The sequence below is a fragment of the Yersinia enterocolitica subsp. enterocolitica genome, assembly GCF_901472495.1.
GTDB lineage: Bacteria > Pseudomonadota > Gammaproteobacteria > Enterobacterales > Enterobacteriaceae > Yersinia > Yersinia enterocolitica.
Genome location: NZ_LR590469.1, coordinates 1,054,490 through 1,073,692, shown reverse-complemented (window position 1 = coordinate 1,073,692; position 19,203 = coordinate 1,054,490). Strand labels below are relative to the sequence as shown.

Genomic DNA, 19,203 nt, shown 5'->3' with positions numbered 1-19,203 from the left:
CAGCGTTTCATTCTTATTGGTGCTTAATTTTCTTATCAGTAGTGATTAGAATGCGTACTTAAGGCCCGCCGTCACGCGGCTGTCATTGTAACCACTGCCACCTATTTGTTGACCAACATTGGCCCAGGTATTGCAATTTTTATTCAGTTTACCTTCCGCCCCAAGTTTTATTTCACCCACGTTGCGGCTGCCAGCCTGACTCACTGTAATGTTATCCATCGCGACGCCGGGATCTTTGCTGTTATGTAGCCAGTTCACTTCCGAGTAAACCGTGAACAGCTTATCCTTGCCTTTATCCTGATCACTGACACTATCACGCGCCACTCGAACACCGATTCGGGTATTGATAACATCCGCTCCTGTTGATTGAACTTGGGTATTACTGTCATCATGCACCGTATCTGCTTTCTGTCCATCCCAGATAACCTGCGCCTGTGGCGTCACAAACACATCACCGTTGACACCATGATACACCGGCATGCGGTAACCACTTTCAACCGAGGCACTCAAACCATTGATGTTATAACTTTGCATTGCCAACTCATCGCCCTGCTCGCTGGCATTGAGTTTGCTGTATTGCAACCAGCTATCCACATAGGCACCCTGCTGATTTTTGGCATCCTGATACCAGGTGGCGTAAATGCCGGCACTGTAACCATCCACCGTGCCGCGTGATTTATAACCGGTGCGGTTAGATTGGGTCTGATTATTGTTATAACCATAACCGGCCATGACACCGACACCCAAGCGGTCATTCTGCCCCATTGCCGCACTCAATACTTCGCCGCCACCTTGCACCACATAAGCATTGGCGGTGCTGTGTAACTGGCCGCTGCCATCACTGAAGCCAGTGCGTGAACCCACCTGACGCAGCCACATACTTGAGTTTTCGGCGCGACCTTCGCGGTCATTGAGTCGCAAGTTGAACAGGGTTTGTGCCGCAGCTAAATTGGCCATATAACCGCCAGCTTCTGGGCGCAGTGTTTTGCTACTCGCCGGAATGTCTTTGGCACCACCACCGGTATCGCCACTAACCGGAGCGATGCCACCAAAGGTTGAACGCAAATACCAGTCTTTGTTGTCCGGGTCAGTCAGTGTGCCTTGTTGCAGAAAATATTCATAAGGCCCGGCCACCGCACGGCCCAGCAAATTAAATTGCCCGTCAGACTGACGGCCATTGACCGTGATAATTTTAATACCATCATAGGTTTGAGCGCCCTCGCCGTGTGCGCTCTGAACGCGGATATGACTCTCACCAGAAGTAGAACCATTGATTATCAATTTGTCTGTTGCAGCATTATCCGCTGCCATATCGGTATCAAAGACGACTGTCCCGCCCTGACCATGGTAGTCACCGTTGATGGTGAACTCGCCATGTCCCTCACCGGACAATGCCTGCCCCACGATAAGATTACCGGCATTGTTCACCTTGCCGGTGACGCTGCCATAACCACCGACTGTCCCACTCTGTTCAATATTGACGTCACTGATGAGATTACCGCGGCTCAAGCCAGTGCCAATTTGTAATATCCCACCATGTGAGACATTGGCTGCCGCCCCAACGCCACTGTTGGTCAATTGACCGGTGATGATTAATTTGCCGTTTTGTACCTCCAACGCTGAAGTGCTGGCCGCCGTGGTCGTGACATTGCCGCCCAGAGTCCAAAGACCGGTGCCAATGGCTGAAACTGAGGACAATCCACTGAAATCATTAGTGGCGGTGCCATCACCCAGCAATGCGAGGGTGTTATTGCTACCGCGACTCACCACTTTGCCATTGATAACGCTGCCGGTATCTAATATCAGTTGGTTATTACTGCCACTAAGATCAACCGCTGTGCCATTGGTGCCGGTGAAGGTGCCGGTGTTATTGATTATCATCCCGGCATTGCCTTGGATAGCAATGGCATTTGGCCCGGTAATGGTGCCGCTATTCGAGATAGAGCCGCTGCTGTCACCCCGCGCAAGGATACCCGCGGCCACATTGGCGGTAATGCTGCCCGCATTATTCACCGAAAAAATACCACTATCAGATAAAATACCAGGGCCATCGCTACTGACCAGCGTCCCGGTAGCACTCTGGATAACCGAACCTCCGCTAGCCAAGCGAACCCCGCTGGAATAACCACTTATGGCGCCGTCATTCCAAATAGCGGCCAATGCTCCGCTGGATACGATACCGTAACCGCCAAGGCTGCTAATCTGGGCATCGACATGGTTAACGACAACCCCCCCATTCTCCAGTTTTACACCAGACACATTGTTCCCGGCTTGGTTTGCCGCCAGAATGCCGTAGTTATCCAGCTGAGAGCCAGCGGCCGTTTTAGCGTCGAGATGAACCACGCCTGCGGCAACAGAATAGTTGGGATTATCAAGCACTGAACCATAAACAATCAGCCGCCAGTTGGCACTATTATCACCAAAAATCGCGCTATCAGTTATGGCTGTAATGGTGGCATTATCAGCCACCACAAATTGGGTTTCTGGCCCCAGCAAGGATAAATAAATTGGCCCGGACTGGGTATTAAGTGCGGTTTCAGCTTTAGCGTCAACGACAGAAAATCCACCCAATAACACCGGGCAGCTAACCATAAAAGTTTTTATAAAGCGGTAAATTTTATGCATATAAACTCCGAAATATAGATAGCAACGCTCCGTCCACGATTGATGGAATGAGGTTTTTAGATTTAATTAAATTTGATGAGTGTTAGTTTTATTTAATTTGTCAGCGCCAAGTTTGTTGCTGCTTCTTTACCTTAAAGAAATTAAACAATAAGTGATTCATGTTTTAATCTTGAATATAATTCAGATAATGTTCTGACACCAAATTTCGAGTAGATCTTTGAACGATGACTACAGACGGTTTTCTCACTGATAAATAATGTATTGGCTATTTTCTTGTTGGTTTCTCCAGCCAGGATTTTCTTTAAAATGGCTGATTCTTTATCTGTTAACATATAAAAGTAATGTTTCGATGAAACGTATTCACTTGGTGAGAATTCGCCATGTCGCGCGATAAATCCATCAATAAATGCACCGAGATATTTAGTCAATTCATTGATTTTAATTTTCTTTCTTAAAACAAGCTCAAAAAAAGATGAATAGAATCTATAATAAATTAAAAACTCCTGATCGTTACAAAGTGCAATTGACTGTAGAGTGTGATTGGTTTTTTTAAGATCATTTATCACATGTATTTTTTCAGTGTAAAACATACTATCAAGATCGAATATAATGACATTATTCACGCTACTTCTTAACATGTTGATTACAGTTTCATCAATAACTGTTATATGAAAGAAATTTACTTTAATTAAATGAGCATAATCGATATCACTGATGCTCTGAACCAGTTGGCTGAGGGAATATGCCAATAAATCAGAATCACTATAAAAAAAGAAATTGATCTTTTCAGTGGCATTATTAATTCCACAATTATTATGTGGGTATTTAAAAGGTTCTATTTTCATAAGCGGCATTATCCTTACGAATCCCCCTCTAAGTCATTAGGATTGCATTTATAATTCTTCAGAAAAATCCGATGAAAAATATAAATTGAAAACGCTTTATGAGGTTCGTGAGGTAAATCTAGGCTCTGTAAGTATCAATTACTATCGTCAAAGCTAAAAGTTAGTTTTTGAAAATCAAAAAGTGCTGTCTATACTGATAGTTAGCAAAATAATATTTGGGATCCTGCGTGAATAGCTCACTTGATTTGAATCTCACCCGCGTTTTATGCGCGATTGTCGAAACAGGAACGGTGTCGCAAACGGCGGTAAGGCTGGATATGAGTGCATCCGCCGTCAGTGTGGTGCTGAATAAACTGAGAAGGCATTACAACGATCCGATTATGTTTAGAGGCGGAACTGGCATGCAGCCAACCGCATTGACACTTGAATTATATAAAATTTTCAAACCTGCACTGGAAATGATGGATTCAGGGGTCAATAAAAGCGCGCTGCTTAACCAGCAAGGTGTTGCTATGCGTACCCTCAGGATACGGAGCAGTTCATTAGTTGAATTCTGGTTGCTTGGCTACATGATGCAAAATCCCCCGCAGGGTCACTCGCTGTCGTATGAATTTCTCTCCAATCAACCCTCAGTGCAAAAACGGCTTGAGTTGTTAAGAAGACGGCAAATCGATATTGATATTGGTTTTAGTCTGGAAAATGACAGTGCCATTCAGCGCTACCCGCTATTTCAGTCCAACTCGGTATTGGTATGCCGACGTGACCATCCACGGGTCAAAGAAGCCATTACCCTTGAAGAGCTAAAGGCTGAAGAGTTACTGGGGTGGATCTTGCCGCAGGACGCCGTCGAAAAAGAACAATACTTGGTTGCATTCGATGATATTTATACGGTTCACCGCACTTACCGCAGCACCTCATTTAGCAACCTGTTGATACATACTGCTCACTCTGATGCTCTGATGTTTGCTCCGGCACTCTTTGCCCGGCAAATGTGTGCAATTTTACCGCTGAAAACAGTTAAAACAGCGTTTCTGGATAGCAGTAAACTTAATATTTATGCGCATATCCATAAGGCGCAAAAATCCGATCCGGTGTTACAACACATTATTGGCTTGTTTTCTCAGTTGGAGGCAACGAGTGCGTTACCCCTCAGTCGCGAGGGGCAACAACAGTGATATTAACGGAAAGGAGGTTCGTTAAAGGTGCGCAATTTACGCGAATGCAGTTGGTCACCCTCCGCGCGCAGCAAATCTATGGCTCGAATACCAATCTGTAAGTGCTCGGAAATGGCACCTTCATAGAAGTGATTCGCCTGCCCCGGCAGCTTGATTTCACCATGCAACGGTTTATCTGACACACACAGTAATGTGCCGTAAGGCACCCTGAATCGGTATCCTTGCGCCGCAATCGTGGCACTTTCCATATCAACCGCCACCGCACGACTTAAGCTAAAACGCAGTGCAGAGGCGGAGAAACGCAGCTCCCAGTTACGATCGTCGGAAGTCACCACCGTTCCGGTACGCAGCCGTTGTTTGACTTCAACCCCCGGCATACCGCTCACCGCTTTGGTGGCGTCATATAATGCCCGTTGAACTTCAGCAATACTGGGGATCGGAATATCCGGTGGCAGCACCGCATCCAACACATGGTCATCACGCAAATAAGCATGGGCCAATACATAATCGCCAATCGCCTGGCTTTCACGTAAACCACCGCAATGCCCGATCATCAGCCATGCGTGTGGTCGCATCACCGCCAGATGGTCACAAATGGTTTTGGCATTAGAGGGGCCGACGCCAATATTCACCAGTGTGATGCCATGCCCGCTTTCTGCGATTAAATGATAGGCCGGCATTTGGTATTTTTTCCATGCCAAATCAGATGTTGTCTTCTCTGGCTCAGCATTTTCAGCGGTGATGTAACTCCCACCGGCGCAAGATAGCGCCTTATAAGGGCTGGATGGATCCAGAATCTGCTGACAGGCCCAGCTGACAAACTCATCAACATAGCGGCTGTAATTGGTAAATAGAATATAGGGCTGAATATGTTCTGCCGGTGTGCCGGTGTAATGTTTGAGTCGTGCCAGGGAAAAGTCTGTCCGTAGCGCATCAAAATGCGATAGCGGGAAATCTACGCCAGCAATATCAATACCGTCAGTGATGCCATCACAGATTTTAGCCAAATCGGTGGTCGGAAAATGCTGGGCCAGCCCTGCGGTCATCGAGCGGTCGAGAATCAGGTCAGAGCCATCGATAACAAAGGGATACGGCATTTCTTGTTGTGACGGTGTCACTTCAAACACCGCATTGTACTCATTTTCGAGTAATGTCAGCTGTTCAGTCAGATATTCTTTGAATAATGTTGGCCGGGTGATTGTGGTGCTGTACTGACCGGTGCGCGAAAAACGGCCATAAGCTCTGGTGCGTTGATGATCCCGGAATCGGCCATCCCAACTGACACTCAACTGTGGATATGAAAATAAGCCCTTCGCCCGGTCACCCACATCAGGCAAAGCCCCATCGCGAATATAGGCGCTGATAGCATCACGCAATGCGCTCAGCGCCGCCTCGTATAATGTCTCCAGCCTCTCTATCGCCTCAACGGCCGAGAGATGAGTTGTCGCTTGTGATTGATTCACGGTATTTCCTTCCGTTGGCTTGGTCAGCAATCTGATTTGCTGTTTTGATAATCTAAATGTCTTAGCGCGAAAATACTAATGATTCAACATCGACAGAAACGTATACTTGCCGCAAGCGCCCACCGCAAAACAATACCGAGCCAGTAAGATGAGCGAAGCAAAAAACAGTTGGGTTACCGCCAGTGATGTTGCCAGGCTAGCGGGTGTGTCTCGTTCCGCGGTTTCACGCACCTTTACTCCCGGAGCCTCTGTTTCAGAAAAAACACGCCAGCGCGTTCAGGCGGCGGCAACTGAACTTGGCTATCAGGTCAATATTATTGCGCGCTCAATGATAACCGGCAGCAGTAATTTTATCGGATTAGTGACGGCGGGTTTTGATAACCCATTTCGCAGTAAATTGTTGGCTCCATTGGCCCATCATCTGGCGATTCAAGGGTTTATGCCGCTGTTGATGAACGCCGATGACCCCAGGCAATTGGAACCTCAGCTACGAGAGTTACTGAGTTACCATGTGGCCGGTGTGATTCTTACCTCTGGCGCTCCCCCCCTCTCCTTAGCCGAAGAGTATCTCGCCAGAAAAATCCCTGTCACCTTGATCAATCGCCAGACCGAATTAGACGGAGCAGATCAGGTTTGCAGTGATAATGCGCAAGGCGCGACCTTGGCGGCCCAGCACCTGTTAGCTCAAGGAGTGACGGCCGCCGGGTTTATTGGTGAAAATGCCCACAATTTCAGTACCCGCCAACGCCATCATGGGTTTGAGCAAGCATTAACAGCCCACGGGCAGCCACTCGCGAGCATTTTTTGTGAGAAAGGCGGTTATGAAGCGGGTTGGGATGCTGCGGCGGCCTTAGTAGCACAGTGCCCTGATCTCGATGGGTTATTCTGTGCCACCGATATGCTGGCAATGGGCGCAATGGATTATTTACACCGCCATCTGCCCCAGCAACCGGTTCGAATCATCGGTTTCGATGATATCCCACAGGCAACCTACGCCGCCTACCAATTAACGACTATCCGGCAAGATACCGACTGTTTGGCGCAAACTGCGGTAAATTTACTGGTAAATCGCATTCGTCGCTTTGAACAACCTTCGGTACAAAAGACGATTCCAGTGGAATTGGTTGTTCGACAATCAGCATAAAATGAATGATTTGTTTTATGTGCAAGCGATCACGGAATAATATTTTCATTATCGCCATTATCATGTAGCAGAGTTGTTACCGGCCACATGAGTTTCTTTGTTTGCACACGAGTGCAAAAGCTAACAAGGAGTATTTGATATGACCAGATTAAGCGCGACGGACATTGATTCCCGCTATCAATTTGCCTGTGATGTCGCGAAAGCTGCTGGCTTTATGGCATTCGGTTTTTACCAGCAACGACAAGAATTAGAGATACAACACAAAGGCAATGATTTGCAGGATGTGGTCAGTATGGCTGACCGCGAAGTCGAAGCATTGACCCGCAATATGATTGCACAGCGCTTCCCAATGGATGATTTCTTGGGGGAAGAAACCGGCGGAGGTCATGCCAATGCCGCTTGTACCTGGGTGGTTGATCCGATAGATGGAACCGCCTGCTTCCTGAACGGGCTGCATACCTGGTGTGTTTCTGTCGGTGTGATTGTCGATGGCGAACCGGTTATTGGTGTTGTTTACGATCCCAATCATCAGGAACTGTTCCATGCCTGCCGGGGTGGCGGTGCATTTCTCAATGGTAAGCCTATCCAGGTTCATCCGGGCAAAGATGTACGCGATGGAGTGATGGGGGCTGGCACCTCACACCGTGTCACGCCAGAGGATTTCCTGCCCTTTCTCCACCATCTGCTGCATGCCGGAGGAATGTTTATGCGCAGCGGTTCCGGCGCATTGATGACCGCGCAGGTGGCTGCCGGGCGGCTGATTGGCTACTACGAGCCCCATATGAATGCGTGGGACAGCCTGCCAGGGATAGTTCTGGTACGCGAAGCCGGTGGTATAACCAATAACTTTTTGGCTGATGGCGGGCTGCAAAAAGGCAACGTAGTCTTGATGGCCAATCCACAGGTTTATCAGCAACTGACTGAATTTGTTAAGCAACCACTGAAGTCATAGCTGACCGAAGTAGTGGGCGGTGCCTACTATCTACTATCTACTATCTACTTACTTATTGTCTGGAACAGCAACAGCATTCTGATTATGTACCCTACACACTCACAACAATATTAAGGATCAATCGCTCCCCTTACGGAATCTCGGGAGAATGCTTAATCAGCGTGTATTTTGCTTATCCGCTATCTGGAGTGAAATTATGTCTGGTATTTTCGCTTTCTTTAAAGCTGCACCGGCGATAGCCCCACAAGGGGTGTTTAATGAGAAGAAGTTTATCACTCTGCGCTGGAGCACGTTTTTGTCGATGACGGTGGCTTATGTGATGTTTTATGTTTGCCGTCTCTCTTTCACCGTCGCCAAAAGTGCATTGGTGGAAATTGGCATCACCCCAACCGAGTTGGGCATGATTGGTTCAGCGCTGTTTTTCTGTTACGCCATCGGTAAGTTAGTGAATGGTTTTATTGCTGACCATGCCAATGTCGTGCGGTTTATGAGTTTGGGGCTGCTACTCAGTGCCGGTATGAACTTTATGATGGGCACCACTACCAATGCCCTGCTGCTGACACTATTTTGGGGTATTAATGGCTGGGCGCAATCAATGGGGGTCGGCCCTTGTGTGGTTTCATTAGCCCGTTGGTATGGCGATAAAGAACGGGGAACGTTTTACTCCATTTGGTCAACGGCACACAATATCGGCGAGGCTGTCACCTATATGGTGATTGCGGCGGTGATTGCCGGTTTTGGCTGGCAGTTTGGTTATTTCACCACCGCCATGCTGGGCGTGGTTGGGATTGTCCTGATTTTGCTGTTTATGACGGACTCGCCACAAAGTGCCAGTTACCCGCCTATCAGTGTGATTCGAAATGAGCCAGAAAGTGTGGCTGAAGAGAAAACTTCAGTATTAAAAAGCCAACTTTGGTCACTGCGTAATCCGGCATTATGGACACTCGCATTGGCGTCAGCATTTATGTATATCGACCGCTACGCGGTGAATTCTTGGGGTATTTTCTTCCTGCAACAAGCGAAACAATATACCACGCTGGAAGCATCAGGTATCATCGGGGTAAATGCTATTGCCGGTATATTTGGCACTATTATCGCCGGTATTTTATCAGACAAATTCTTTCCGCGTAATCGCAGTGTTATGGCCGGAATAATAGGTTTATTAAATACGTTTGGTTTTGCTTTAATGATATTTATGCCTCGAAACCATTATACCGATATATTAGCGATGATTATTTTCGGTGCCACAATAGGGGCATTAACCTGTTTTCTTGGCGGCTTGATTGCCGTTGATATTTCATCCAAAAAGGCCGCGGGCGCAGCGCTGGGCACGATTGGTATTGCCAGCTATGCCGGTGCCGGGTTAGGTGAGTTTATTACCGGGGTTATTATTGATAAAACCTCCGTAATAGAAGCAGGCAAAACACTTTATAACTTCCATACATTATCAATATTCTGGATTGTTACCGGTTTGCTCTCTGCCCTGCTCACTTTTATTACCGCAGGTATTGTGGCCAGAAGACAAACAACAAAACAGGTTGAGAGTCTGACATAGCTATTTATAAGAAGTTTGTTTATAAAGTAATTTATTCATATTAAAAATAGCTGACTTAACGCGGCGTTCCAACTTATTTTACCGTGCCAAAATTGATTAAATGTTGCTATTGCAAACGGTGTTGTCACGTCTGAGCTTGATGACAAACCCAGCAATGAACCAGGTGTATGACGGGGCGACTGTCCCTCGGGGCGCTTCGGTCGCTTACGCGACTACGACCCAACGGAACATTTCCCCTTCAATCAACTTAGTCAACAGTCTGAGACGTTGCCGCGTCTATTGTCTTTGAGTCAATCAATAATACCCTGTAACGGAAAAACCAGTTTCGTTGCAGGGTAAATCCTGAGAACCCGCTTTACTGGCAAACAGCGCCCCATTTTGCCACTTATTCCCACGTTTGATTCTCCCTCGCAGACCTTAAAATAGTCACTGTCGCAGATAACACTTTATTTTCTGCTTTGAAAAGGTCTCTTTTGCGTGGCGAAATCATTTTTACGCAGTGGTAGTTTGGACGATATTCTGGCGTTGGGCGAAAACGGACAACCGGTTTATGCTGCTGCACTTCAGATTAGAGAGGCATTGCGTCTCAAAAAACAGCAGCCGATTGCCGATTGTCTGGCGATCCCTCAGCTCAATGAACAAGGTGACCGTATTGACTGGTATGCGCCTATTGAAGGTAAAGTCACCTCATGGGTTGCGGCCAGTACCACAGAGCGAAAATCCGCGATAAAACAACTGTCTGCCTGCCTCTCCAGTGCCAATGATTTATGTCTGCGTGCGCAAAAATCAGATAAAGCCGCTCAGCGGTTATTCGGTGTGTTGCTGGCCAAAACCCTGCAATTTCCCGATCAGAATCATGTTTATCTGGTGGCAGGTAAACCGGTACTGACTTTTTGGGGATTTGTCAGTCAGGATCAGAAAACACGAACTGACCCACTCGATTGCTTACGACAGACAGCTGAAGCTATTGAGCCGACATTCTCACCACTGAGCGTTGCACCGGTTGCGCCGCCGGTTGCCGCGATTAGCGAACCACCACTGCCAGCCGACATTGCGCCAGCCATCGAGCCGACGCCAGAACCGGTACCGCCCTCCCTGCCTGAGAAAAAGACATCTCGTTGGCTGCGATTAAGCTGGGCATTGCCCGTTGTGGCATTAATTATCGCATTAATCGTGCAATTCAGTGGCGGAATACCGGAAAGTGCGTCGGCGGCTCCCGAGGCTAAGCCAGCGGTGGCTAAAGATAAGGTAGCTGAAGATAAAGTCGTTAAAGATAAAGCCGAGCCAGAAGCCAGCACACCGATTATCAAGATGACTCCGCCGTTGCTGGAGCCAAAACTCCCGCTAGAACATGCCACCATTGTTCCCCCGGCACCTGTCGTAGTACAACAACCGGTTGCTGCACCAGAGTTAACTGCCGCACAGAGCAAGAGTGCGCTGATCCTCCCGTTCGATGCGGTTAAGGTGGGGTCGACCGCCTTCCTTAATGGCAACTGGCGCGTCAGCCCCGATATTAAAGCCGCCCAGACCGGTAGAGCACCGAGCCTGAAATATCAGATTAAGAATGGTAAAGGCACGGTAAAAATTACCCACGGTGACAATGTCACCTGCCAGGCCAACATTACCGCCGGGCTAATGAAATCGGGGAATTTGGTGATTAACAGCCGCTATAGGGCGCAGTGTAGTGATGGTTCAAAATATCAAATGCCTGAGATCGTCTGTAAGCAAGGTCTTACCGGTATTGCTGATTGTAAAGGCCGTTATGATGCCAATACCACACTTCCAATGACGATGAAGCGCGAGACTAAATAATATTATGCTGGCAACGATCACTGACTATAAACAGAAAATTTCGCTGATTCAGAATAGTGGTATCCAGTTTTTGGACTTCGCATTAAAACCTGAATTTGATAGCGAATTGCCGAATAAATTTGTCCGCAAAAGTGCCAATGGCCCGCTATTACGGCTGAATTACCATGAACATAATGGCAAATATTCACTGATGGTACCGGGCGCGGCCCCTGAGATTGTAAAACCGGAATTTAGCTTCCCGCTGGAACAATCACTTAAGCTGCTGAATAAAATTTGGCTCCCCCTGCCGTTCTTGCGTTTTAATCCCCCGCGCAACTTCACTAATGGGCCGGATAATTGGGCCAGAGTACAAATTTTAGTGTTGGATAGCCCTGATCAAGATGGCAATACCTTACGGGTTACCCTTGCTTTTGATACCAAGGTTTACGCGGAAGGCCATGCTAACGAATATCTCGCGCCCAATGAAAACGATATTAAAACCGGATTAAGTTTCGCGCTGGCGTATCATAATGAAGAATTAGCCGAATTTCTTGATTTGACCTGGGTGGATGGCTGGTTACGCGAAGTCTTTATTCAGCAAGCCTCTGAGCAGGAAGAACGCACCGCTCGCCATATTAGTGCATCGCTGCGCGAGTTTGAATATCAAGCCCACTATCTTAATTTGCTGGAGTTACTGGGCAGCCAGGTGGGTGTGCCAGAGATCAAAATCAATACCAGCACCCTGCAAGAACCCGCAGTGAATGTCGACCTTATTCTTGATGTCGGTAACTCTCATACCTGCGGTATTTTGGTGGAAGACAGTAGCGACGAAAGTCATGGTCTGAAACAAACCTATGAATTGCAAATCCGCGATTTGAGTGAGCCTCACCACCTCTATAATGAGTTGTTTGAGAGCCGGGTTGAGTTCGCCCAAGCTAAGTTTGGCAAACAGAATTTTTCAGTAGAAAGTGGCCGTGATGATGCTTTTGTCTGGCCATCGATTACCCGTGTTGGTAATGAAGCCAGCCGTATGGCGCTGCACCGGTTGGGTACCGAAGGTTCTACCGGTATTTCCAGCCCACGCCGCTATTTGTGGGATGAAGAAACCTATACCCCAGGCTGGCGTTTCAATGAAACGCAAACTGCGCAAATACATGAACCCTTAGCCACCGCATTGCCGCTGACCCATCTGGTGAATGATGACGGCCAGCCTTTGTACAGCGTGCCAGTTGACGAGCGGCTGCCAGTATTTTCGCCACATTATAGCCGTAGCTCATTGATGACATTTATGTTATCGGAGCTACTGGCACAGGCGCTGATGCAAATAAACAGCGCCGCACAGCGCTTGAAAATGACTCATGCCAACGCCCCGCGCCAGCTGCGGGCCATTATTCTCACTCTGCCGTCAGCCATGCCCAAACCCGAGCGGGAGATTTTCCGCCGTCGGATGAATGAAGCTATTGCCCTGGTGTGGAAATCCATGGGGTGGCATCCAGCAGATGATAACTTTATCTTTGAGCAAAAACAGGTCTCTAAGCAAGACCACGCTAAAAGCCGGGTCTTAGTTCCGACAGTTCAGATGGAATGGGATGAAGCCACCTGTGGTCAGATGGTTTATCTGTATAACGAAACCCAGGTTAACTTCGGTGGACGTACTGCCGCATTTTTTGCCAGCATGGCACGGCCAGACAAGCAACTTGAAGCGGGAGAAACCGCAGGGAAAACCCTACGAATCGCCTCAATTGATATTGGTGGCGGCACCACGGATCTGGCCATTACGCAATACTGGCTGGATGATGGTATGGGCAATAATGTCAAAATCAGCCCGCGTTTACTGTTCCGCGAGGGGTTTAAAGTCGCGGGTGACGACATTTTGCTGGATGTTATTCAGCTCTATATTTTGCCAGCCCTACAGGCTCGGCTTAAGAAAGTTGCTATTGCCAATACTGATGCACTGATGGATAAGTTGTTCGGTAATGATGGCCGAATGGATGGGCAATCGGCGTTACGCCAGCAAGCCACGTTACAGATATTTATGCCAGTAGGCCGAGCTATTTTGGAAGCTTATGAAAACTTTGACCCACTGGATACCAACGCAGAGATCGACGCCAGCTTTGGTGAGCTATTATTGCAACAGCCAACATCGAAGGTGTTGGAATACATTAACAGCGAAGTTCAGCGTGAATTGGCCGCCGATGCTGGGGCATTTGATATCTTGCAGGTGCCGCTGGTATTGAAATTAAGTAAATTGCACGGCGAGTTTTTATCTAACCGGATGAGTATTACTCAAAACCTGCGTTCGCTATCCGAAGTGGTGTCGCTCTACAGTTGCGATGTGTTGTTATTGACTGGCCGCCCTTCGCGCTTCCCTGGCATTCAGGCCCTATTCCGCCACTTACAGCCGTTGCCGAATAATCGTATTCTTTCGCTGGATGGATACCATACCAACGATTGGTATCCATTTAACAAACAGGGCCGAATAGATAATCCTAAATCCACGGCTGCGGTGGGGGCAATGCTGTGTTTGTTGTCACTCGATTTACGGCTAGCCGGCTTTTACTTCAAAGCCGGTGACTTCCAGCCTTATTCGACCATCCGCTATCTTGGCATACTGAGCAGCAACGATGCCCTGACCGATGAAAATGTCTACTATCGCGACATCGATCTTGATAGTACGGATTTTACCCTACCATCTGACGCGCGCTTTCAGGTCAGAGGCACGTCGTGTCTGGGGTTCCGCCAGCTTGATAATGACCGCTGGCCAGCATCCCCGCTCTATACCTTATCGATTGTCGATCAAGAACTGGCCCGTAAAGTTGCCGGAGACGGTGCCTTGTATGTCAGATTGAAACTCGCGAAAGGTGATGACAAAACTGTCTTTGATAAAACGGCCGCTGATAAAACTGCTTTTGATAAAAACAACAGCCCGCAACGTTTTGAGATAGCTGATGCGGTACTGCAAGATGGCAGCCGTGTTCCACTACATCATCTGCGTCTTAAGTTAAACACACTAGCCAGCAATGGTTCAGCATCAACCCATTATTGGATTGATAGTGGGAGCGTATTTAAAAAATGAAATCATTAACCAGCCGACAGCTCAATAGCCAGCTACAACAGGTTACCCAAGGCATTGATCAGACGATTGATTGGATTAACAATACGCGCCAACATGCTATTCGTTTGGATATTGAAGCTGATCAACTGACCGTCAAACTGCGTCGCCATCGTAATAAGGCTCGCCATTTGTCTGAAATGTCATTAACGCCAATGAGTATTGGCTTTTTTGGGCAATCTCCTGCCGGAAAACAGCATTTGATTTCAGCGCTGATTGCCGATGAAAACGGTCAGTTGGCAACCACCCTGGCGGGAAAGACACTTAACTTTTGGCAGCAAATTAAACCCGGCTACCAAGCCAGTGGTCTGGTGACGCGGTTTAGCCACCAAGTGGCTATCAATCATGAAACTCATCCAGTACAACTTTCGCTACTGAATGAAATTGAGCTGGCCAAAATAGTGGTGGGAGCGTATCTGCACGATAGTCAGCAAGACGTGGTGCAGCACTCACTGAGTGAGCAACATATTACCGATCATCTCCAACAATTGACGATGCGCAAGCAACAGACCGCGATTGCCGGGATAACCCCTGATGATGTCATTAGCCTTTGGGATTATCTGGTTCGCCATGACGCACCGCGCCAAAAGAGATTGGAAGCACATTTCTGGCCGGTCGCCATTGAATTGGCACCTTATTTACGTATTGATGATCGGGCTATTCTATTTTCGCTGCTGTGGGCTGAATCGCAACCATTGACGGATGCTTATCGTCATTTTGCCTATACGTTACAGCATCTGGATAGCGCACCACAATTACTGGCTCCGCTAAGTGTGTTAGTCGACGACATGTTGTTGCCCGCCAACGGCATCATGAATGTCGCCACACTCAATGACCTGTACACCCCTGCTGATACTCAGATTCAAGTACTGCCCTTGAAAGAAACTCTTGCCGGAAAGTCGGTGACGTTGTCACTGGCTGAATTGACATTTTTAGCGGTAGAACTGCAGATCCCATTACCTATGTCTGCCACTGAAAATGTATTCGAATCGGTGGAGTTATTAGATTTTCCCGATTTTGGCGATGAATTCGATACGCCAACGCAGGTATCGCATTCGTCCTATGCACTGGCGGCGTCGTTATCATGGGCAAAAAACGCCTATCTCCTTGAGCGTTATACGGAGAGGCAACAAATCAATATGCTCTTGGTCTGCAATGCAGTGAGTCACCGTAGCGACGTTAAAACCGCGGGTAAGTCACTGGATTATTGGGTTAAACAGTCTCAGGGCGAAAATGCCCAAGTGCGTTCGCGCCGTAATCCTGGCCTTATCTGGGCGCTAACACCTTTCGACCAGCGTATTGCTTCTGATGGCGCAAAAAACCATGACGAAGCGGTACAGCGTTATGTTGGTCAGCCCGGTGATAGCAGTTGGGGTACCCTGCTGGCATTGGATACTCGCGGCATAGAGCGCATGGTGAGTTATCTGACACAAGAAATTCGCCGTGATATTAAGGCCGAACGCATCACCGAGCAGCTTAATGAACTGCAACGCGAATTGACCGAGAACATGCTGGCCAATTGGTATCAGCCAGTCACCAATGAATCACAACAAAAACAGCGCATCGCAGAAACATTGCTTAAAGCACTGCAAACCCGAACCGGCCTGCATGGTGAGCTGCTGGAGCGATTATTACCTGCGCGGGACGAGTTGCGAGCTTTGTATTTGCAACAGCAAAACCGGGTTGCTGAGCTGATAACCGCTGGTGACACTCATCATGATCCATTCAGTATTGGCATTGATATTGACTTGTTCAGCGACTTATCTTTATCACCAGAACAACCGACGCCAACTGCTATGCAGTTTGGTGGGGATGATGAAACTCAATACGCCGCGAATGTGCAACGCTACTGGGTTAATCACCTGCGGCAGTTACCCGATAACGGGCCGCTCATTGAGTTATTGGGGATCACCAAACCGACTATTGAGTTGCTGGTCGCTGAGTTAATAACCGCCAGCATTCGATTAGATGTCACCGGGCAATTGGTTAAAATACTGGCTGACAATGAGCAAGTCAGTTTGCATCGCGATACTAAGGCAGATCGTCAAGTCTCTCGCGCCCTGACGGTGTTGGGTGATTTCGTGGCCTGGCTGGGATTCCTGCAAATCAGTGAAACTCAACGGCCAGATAGCCGCATTAACCGGGGCTATAAGATTTTTGCTCGCATCCCGACGTCCGCATCACCGGTAGGCGCATCGCAAAGGCTGACCAAATTGGCGCCCACACCCACCAATAACACGGCATTTTATATTTATGATTGGTTGGTTGGTTTAGGTGAAATGATTATTCACAACGAGGGTTATTCCGCCAGCAGTGAAATCAGCGAGCAGCATCAAACGCAATTAGCGGCCATATTAAAACCCATCCAGCCGATAGCGGTGCCGTAACCTATTTTTCGCCCTTCCCGGTGCAATTCTGGGAAGGGTGTTTATCTGAGGTAAATTTCCTGTAGTTTCAGTCAATTAAATAATGACTCATTTGATATCACCTTGCATCATTTTGTGATCAATCTTCGATTTTTGTATTCTGGCTATTCGCCGCTCTTGTACCTTTTATGAAAGCGTGTTTATCTCTTAAGGCTTACTACACTTATTTTACTTACTACACTGATTTCACTTACCAGACTTATTACACTTACAACACTTATTGATGAGATACCCCGTGAACTATTCCACTGCTGCTCATTTCGCTCTACTAAACGCCGCGCATGTTGACGCGGTAGTCGTCGTGCGCGTGGTGGTGGTAGTGGTCGGCAGCGCGCCGTAACGGGTACCGAATCTAGAAAGATTCCCAAACCCCGCCGGCGCCAGCCGAGCGGGGTTTCTTTTTAGCCCCACTCTGTTAGCTACCGGCCCTGATGAAGGATATAACCATGCGTTATACAGGCGCCCAATTAATAGTTAGTTTGCTGGAACAGCAAGGCATTACCACTGTTGCGGGCATTCCAGGTGGAGCCGCGCTTCCGCTGTATGATGCTCTGGGGCAAAGTCGCATTATCCGCCATGTTTTGGCGCGGCATGAGCAAGGCGCAGGCTTTATGGCTCAAGGCATGGCCCGAGCCACAGGACAAACTGCGGTCTGTTTGGCATCCAGTGGCCCTGGCGCTACCAATTTGGTCACCGCAATCGCCGATGCCAAGCTCGATTCGATTCCACTGGTTTGCATCACCGGACAAGTCTCATCCTCAATGATTGGTACGGACGCATTCCAGGAAGTCGATACCTACGGCATATCGATCCCTATAACCAAACACAATTATCTGGTACGCGATATCAGCGAATTGACACGAGTCATCCCGGCGGCATTTCGCATTGCACAATCTGGCCGCCCCGGCCCGGTATGGATTGATATTCCCAAAGATGTACAAACGGCGGAAATCGAGCTTGATAACCTGCCTGAGCCAGGGATCGCCGATAAATCTTGCCCGATTGACCCCATTGCCCTTGCGACAGTTGCGCAAATGATTAACAACGCTGCGCGGCCAGTACTCTATCTCGGCGGCGGAATAGTCAGTTCTGAGGCTCATGAACAAGCTATACAACTGGCCGAGCAAGCCGGTTTGCCAACCACCATGACATTAATGGCATTAGGTACCATGCCGGTTGACCATCCATTATCATTAGGCATGTTAGGTATGCATGCTGCGCGATCCACCAATTTCATCATGCAACAAGCGGATTTATTGATTGTGCTCGGTGCGCGATTTGATGATCGGGCCATCGGAAAAGCCGAACAGTTCTGCCCTGATGCCAGTATCATTCATATTGATATCGACCCGGCTGAACTGGGTAAAATTCGCCGGCCACATTTGGCGATGAATGCGGATATCAAGCAGGTGTTAACCGACTTACTGCCCTTGATCGAAACACAAGCGCGCGGTGAATGGCGTAGCAAGGTTAGCGATATGCAGCGCGAATTCCCCTTCAATCAGCCCAACAGCGAAAATCCATTGTGCCACTATGGTTTGATTCGTGCCGCCGCCGCCGCATTGGATGATGAAACCATCATTACCACCGATGTCGGCCAGCATCAGATGTGGGTGGCTCAGGCCTATCCTTTGCATCGCCCCCGCCAGTGGTTAACCTCCGGTGGGCTAGGCACGATGGGGTTTGGTTTGCCCGCGGCAATTGGCGCCGCGCTGGCCAAACCGCAAGCAAGAGTGGTGTGTTTTTCCGGTGATGGCAGCCTGATGATGAATATTCAAGAGATGGCGACGGCTGCGGAAGAGCAACTTAACGTTAAGATTATTTTGATGAATAACCAGTCACTCGGGTTAGTCCATCAGCAACAAGACCTGTTCTTCGGTAAGCGAATTTTTGCCGCAGACTACCCTTATCGCACTAATTTTATTCATATTGCAGAAGGATTTGGTTTCTCAACTTGTGACCTCAATACCGCCAGTGATCCTTATCGCGCATTGCATGAGGCATTAAATCGCCCTGGCCCAGTACTTATTCATGCTCTGATTGATGTAGATGAAAAAGTATATCCAATGGTGCCGCCGGGTGCGGCAAATATCGATATGATTGGAGGTGAATAAT

Annotated in this window: 12 protein-coding genes; 9 read left to right on the top strand and 3 right to left on the bottom strand. The window is 48.2% G+C overall.

Annotation, left to right across the window (positions count from 1 at the left end):
• Nucleotides 1–45: 45 nt before the first annotated feature.
• Together FGL26_RS04985 and FGL26_RS04980 are read right to left on the bottom strand one after the other, a co-directional pair.
• A complete protein-coding gene (locus FGL26_RS04985) occupies nt 46–2,625 on the bottom strand; it encodes an autotransporter family protein (RefSeq protein ID WP_005169723.1) in 2,580 nt (859 codons plus the stop codon).
• 140 nt (nt 2,626–2,765) lie between these two features.
• A complete protein-coding gene (locus FGL26_RS04980; RefSeq protein ID WP_005169721.1) occupies nt 2,766–3,470 on the bottom strand; it encodes a helix-turn-helix transcriptional regulator in 705 nt (234 codons plus the stop codon).
• Nucleotides 3,471–3,697: 227 nt separating this feature from the next.
• Here FGL26_RS04980 and FGL26_RS04975 point away from each other — a divergent pair, with 227 nt between their 5' ends.
• Nucleotides 3,698–4,645 (top strand): LysR family transcriptional regulator, encoded by a 948-nt coding sequence (locus FGL26_RS04975; protein ID WP_032902762.1) that lies wholly within the window; start codon nt 3,698–3,700, stop codon nt 4,643–4,645.
• Between the two features lie 2 nt (nt 4,646–4,647).
• On the opposite strand, the gene FGL26_RS04970 is transcribed toward FGL26_RS04975, so the two are convergent.
• Nucleotides 4,648–6,108 carry an AMP nucleosidase gene (locus FGL26_RS04970; RefSeq protein WP_005169715.1) on the bottom strand — a complete coding sequence of 487 codons (1,461 nt, stop codon included), beginning with the start codon at nt 6,106–6,108 and terminating at the stop codon, nt 4,648–4,650.
• A gap of 148 nt (nt 6,109–6,256) precedes the next feature.
• Between FGL26_RS04970 and FGL26_RS04965 the strand changes: the two genes are divergently transcribed.
• From FGL26_RS04965 to ilvB, 8 genes are all read left to right on the top strand, one after another.
• Nucleotides 6,257–7,252 (top strand): LacI family DNA-binding transcriptional regulator, encoded by a 996-nt coding sequence (locus FGL26_RS04965; RefSeq protein WP_005169711.1) that lies wholly within the window; start codon nt 6,257–6,259, stop codon nt 7,250–7,252.
• A 139-nt stretch (nt 7,253–7,391) separates the two neighbouring features.
• A complete protein-coding gene (locus FGL26_RS04960) occupies nt 7,392–8,204 on the top strand; it encodes an inositol monophosphatase family protein (protein WP_005169708.1) in 813 nt (270 codons plus the stop codon).
• A gap of 196 nt (nt 8,205–8,400) precedes the next feature.
• Nucleotides 8,401–9,759 (top strand): MFS transporter, encoded by a 1,359-nt coding sequence (locus FGL26_RS04955; RefSeq protein ID WP_032909285.1) that lies wholly within the window; start codon nt 8,401–8,403, stop codon nt 9,757–9,759.
• A 477-nt stretch (nt 9,760–10,236) separates the two neighbouring features.
• Nucleotides 10,237–11,571, top strand: a complete 1,335-nt coding sequence (locus tag FGL26_RS04950; protein WP_005169700.1) for an SrfA family protein — start codon at nt 10,237–10,239, stop codon at nt 11,569–11,571.
• Between the two features lie 4 nt (nt 11,572–11,575).
• Nucleotides 11,576–14,626 carry a virulence factor SrfB gene (locus FGL26_RS04945; RefSeq protein WP_005169697.1) on the top strand — a complete coding sequence of 1,017 codons (3,051 nt, stop codon included), beginning with the start codon at nt 11,576–11,578 and terminating at the stop codon, nt 14,624–14,626.
• Nucleotides 14,623–17,049, top strand: a complete 2,427-nt coding sequence (locus FGL26_RS04940; RefSeq protein WP_005169695.1) for a putative virulence factor — start codon at nt 14,623–14,625, stop codon at nt 17,047–17,049. Before FGL26_RS04945 ends, FGL26_RS04940 begins: the two co-directional genes overlap by 4 nt.
• A gap of 262 nt (nt 17,050–17,311) precedes the next feature.
• A complete protein-coding gene (locus FGL26_RS21900; RefSeq protein ID WP_071530604.1) occupies nt 17,312–17,428 on the top strand; it encodes an ilvB operon leader peptide IvbL in 117 nt (38 codons plus the stop codon).
• A 106-nt stretch (nt 17,429–17,534) separates the two neighbouring features.
• Entirely contained in the window at nt 17,535–19,202 is a 1,668-nt protein-coding gene (gene ilvB / locus FGL26_RS04930) for an acetolactate synthase large subunit (RefSeq protein ID WP_005169694.1), read from the top strand.
• Nucleotide 19,203: the final 1 nt, after the last annotated feature.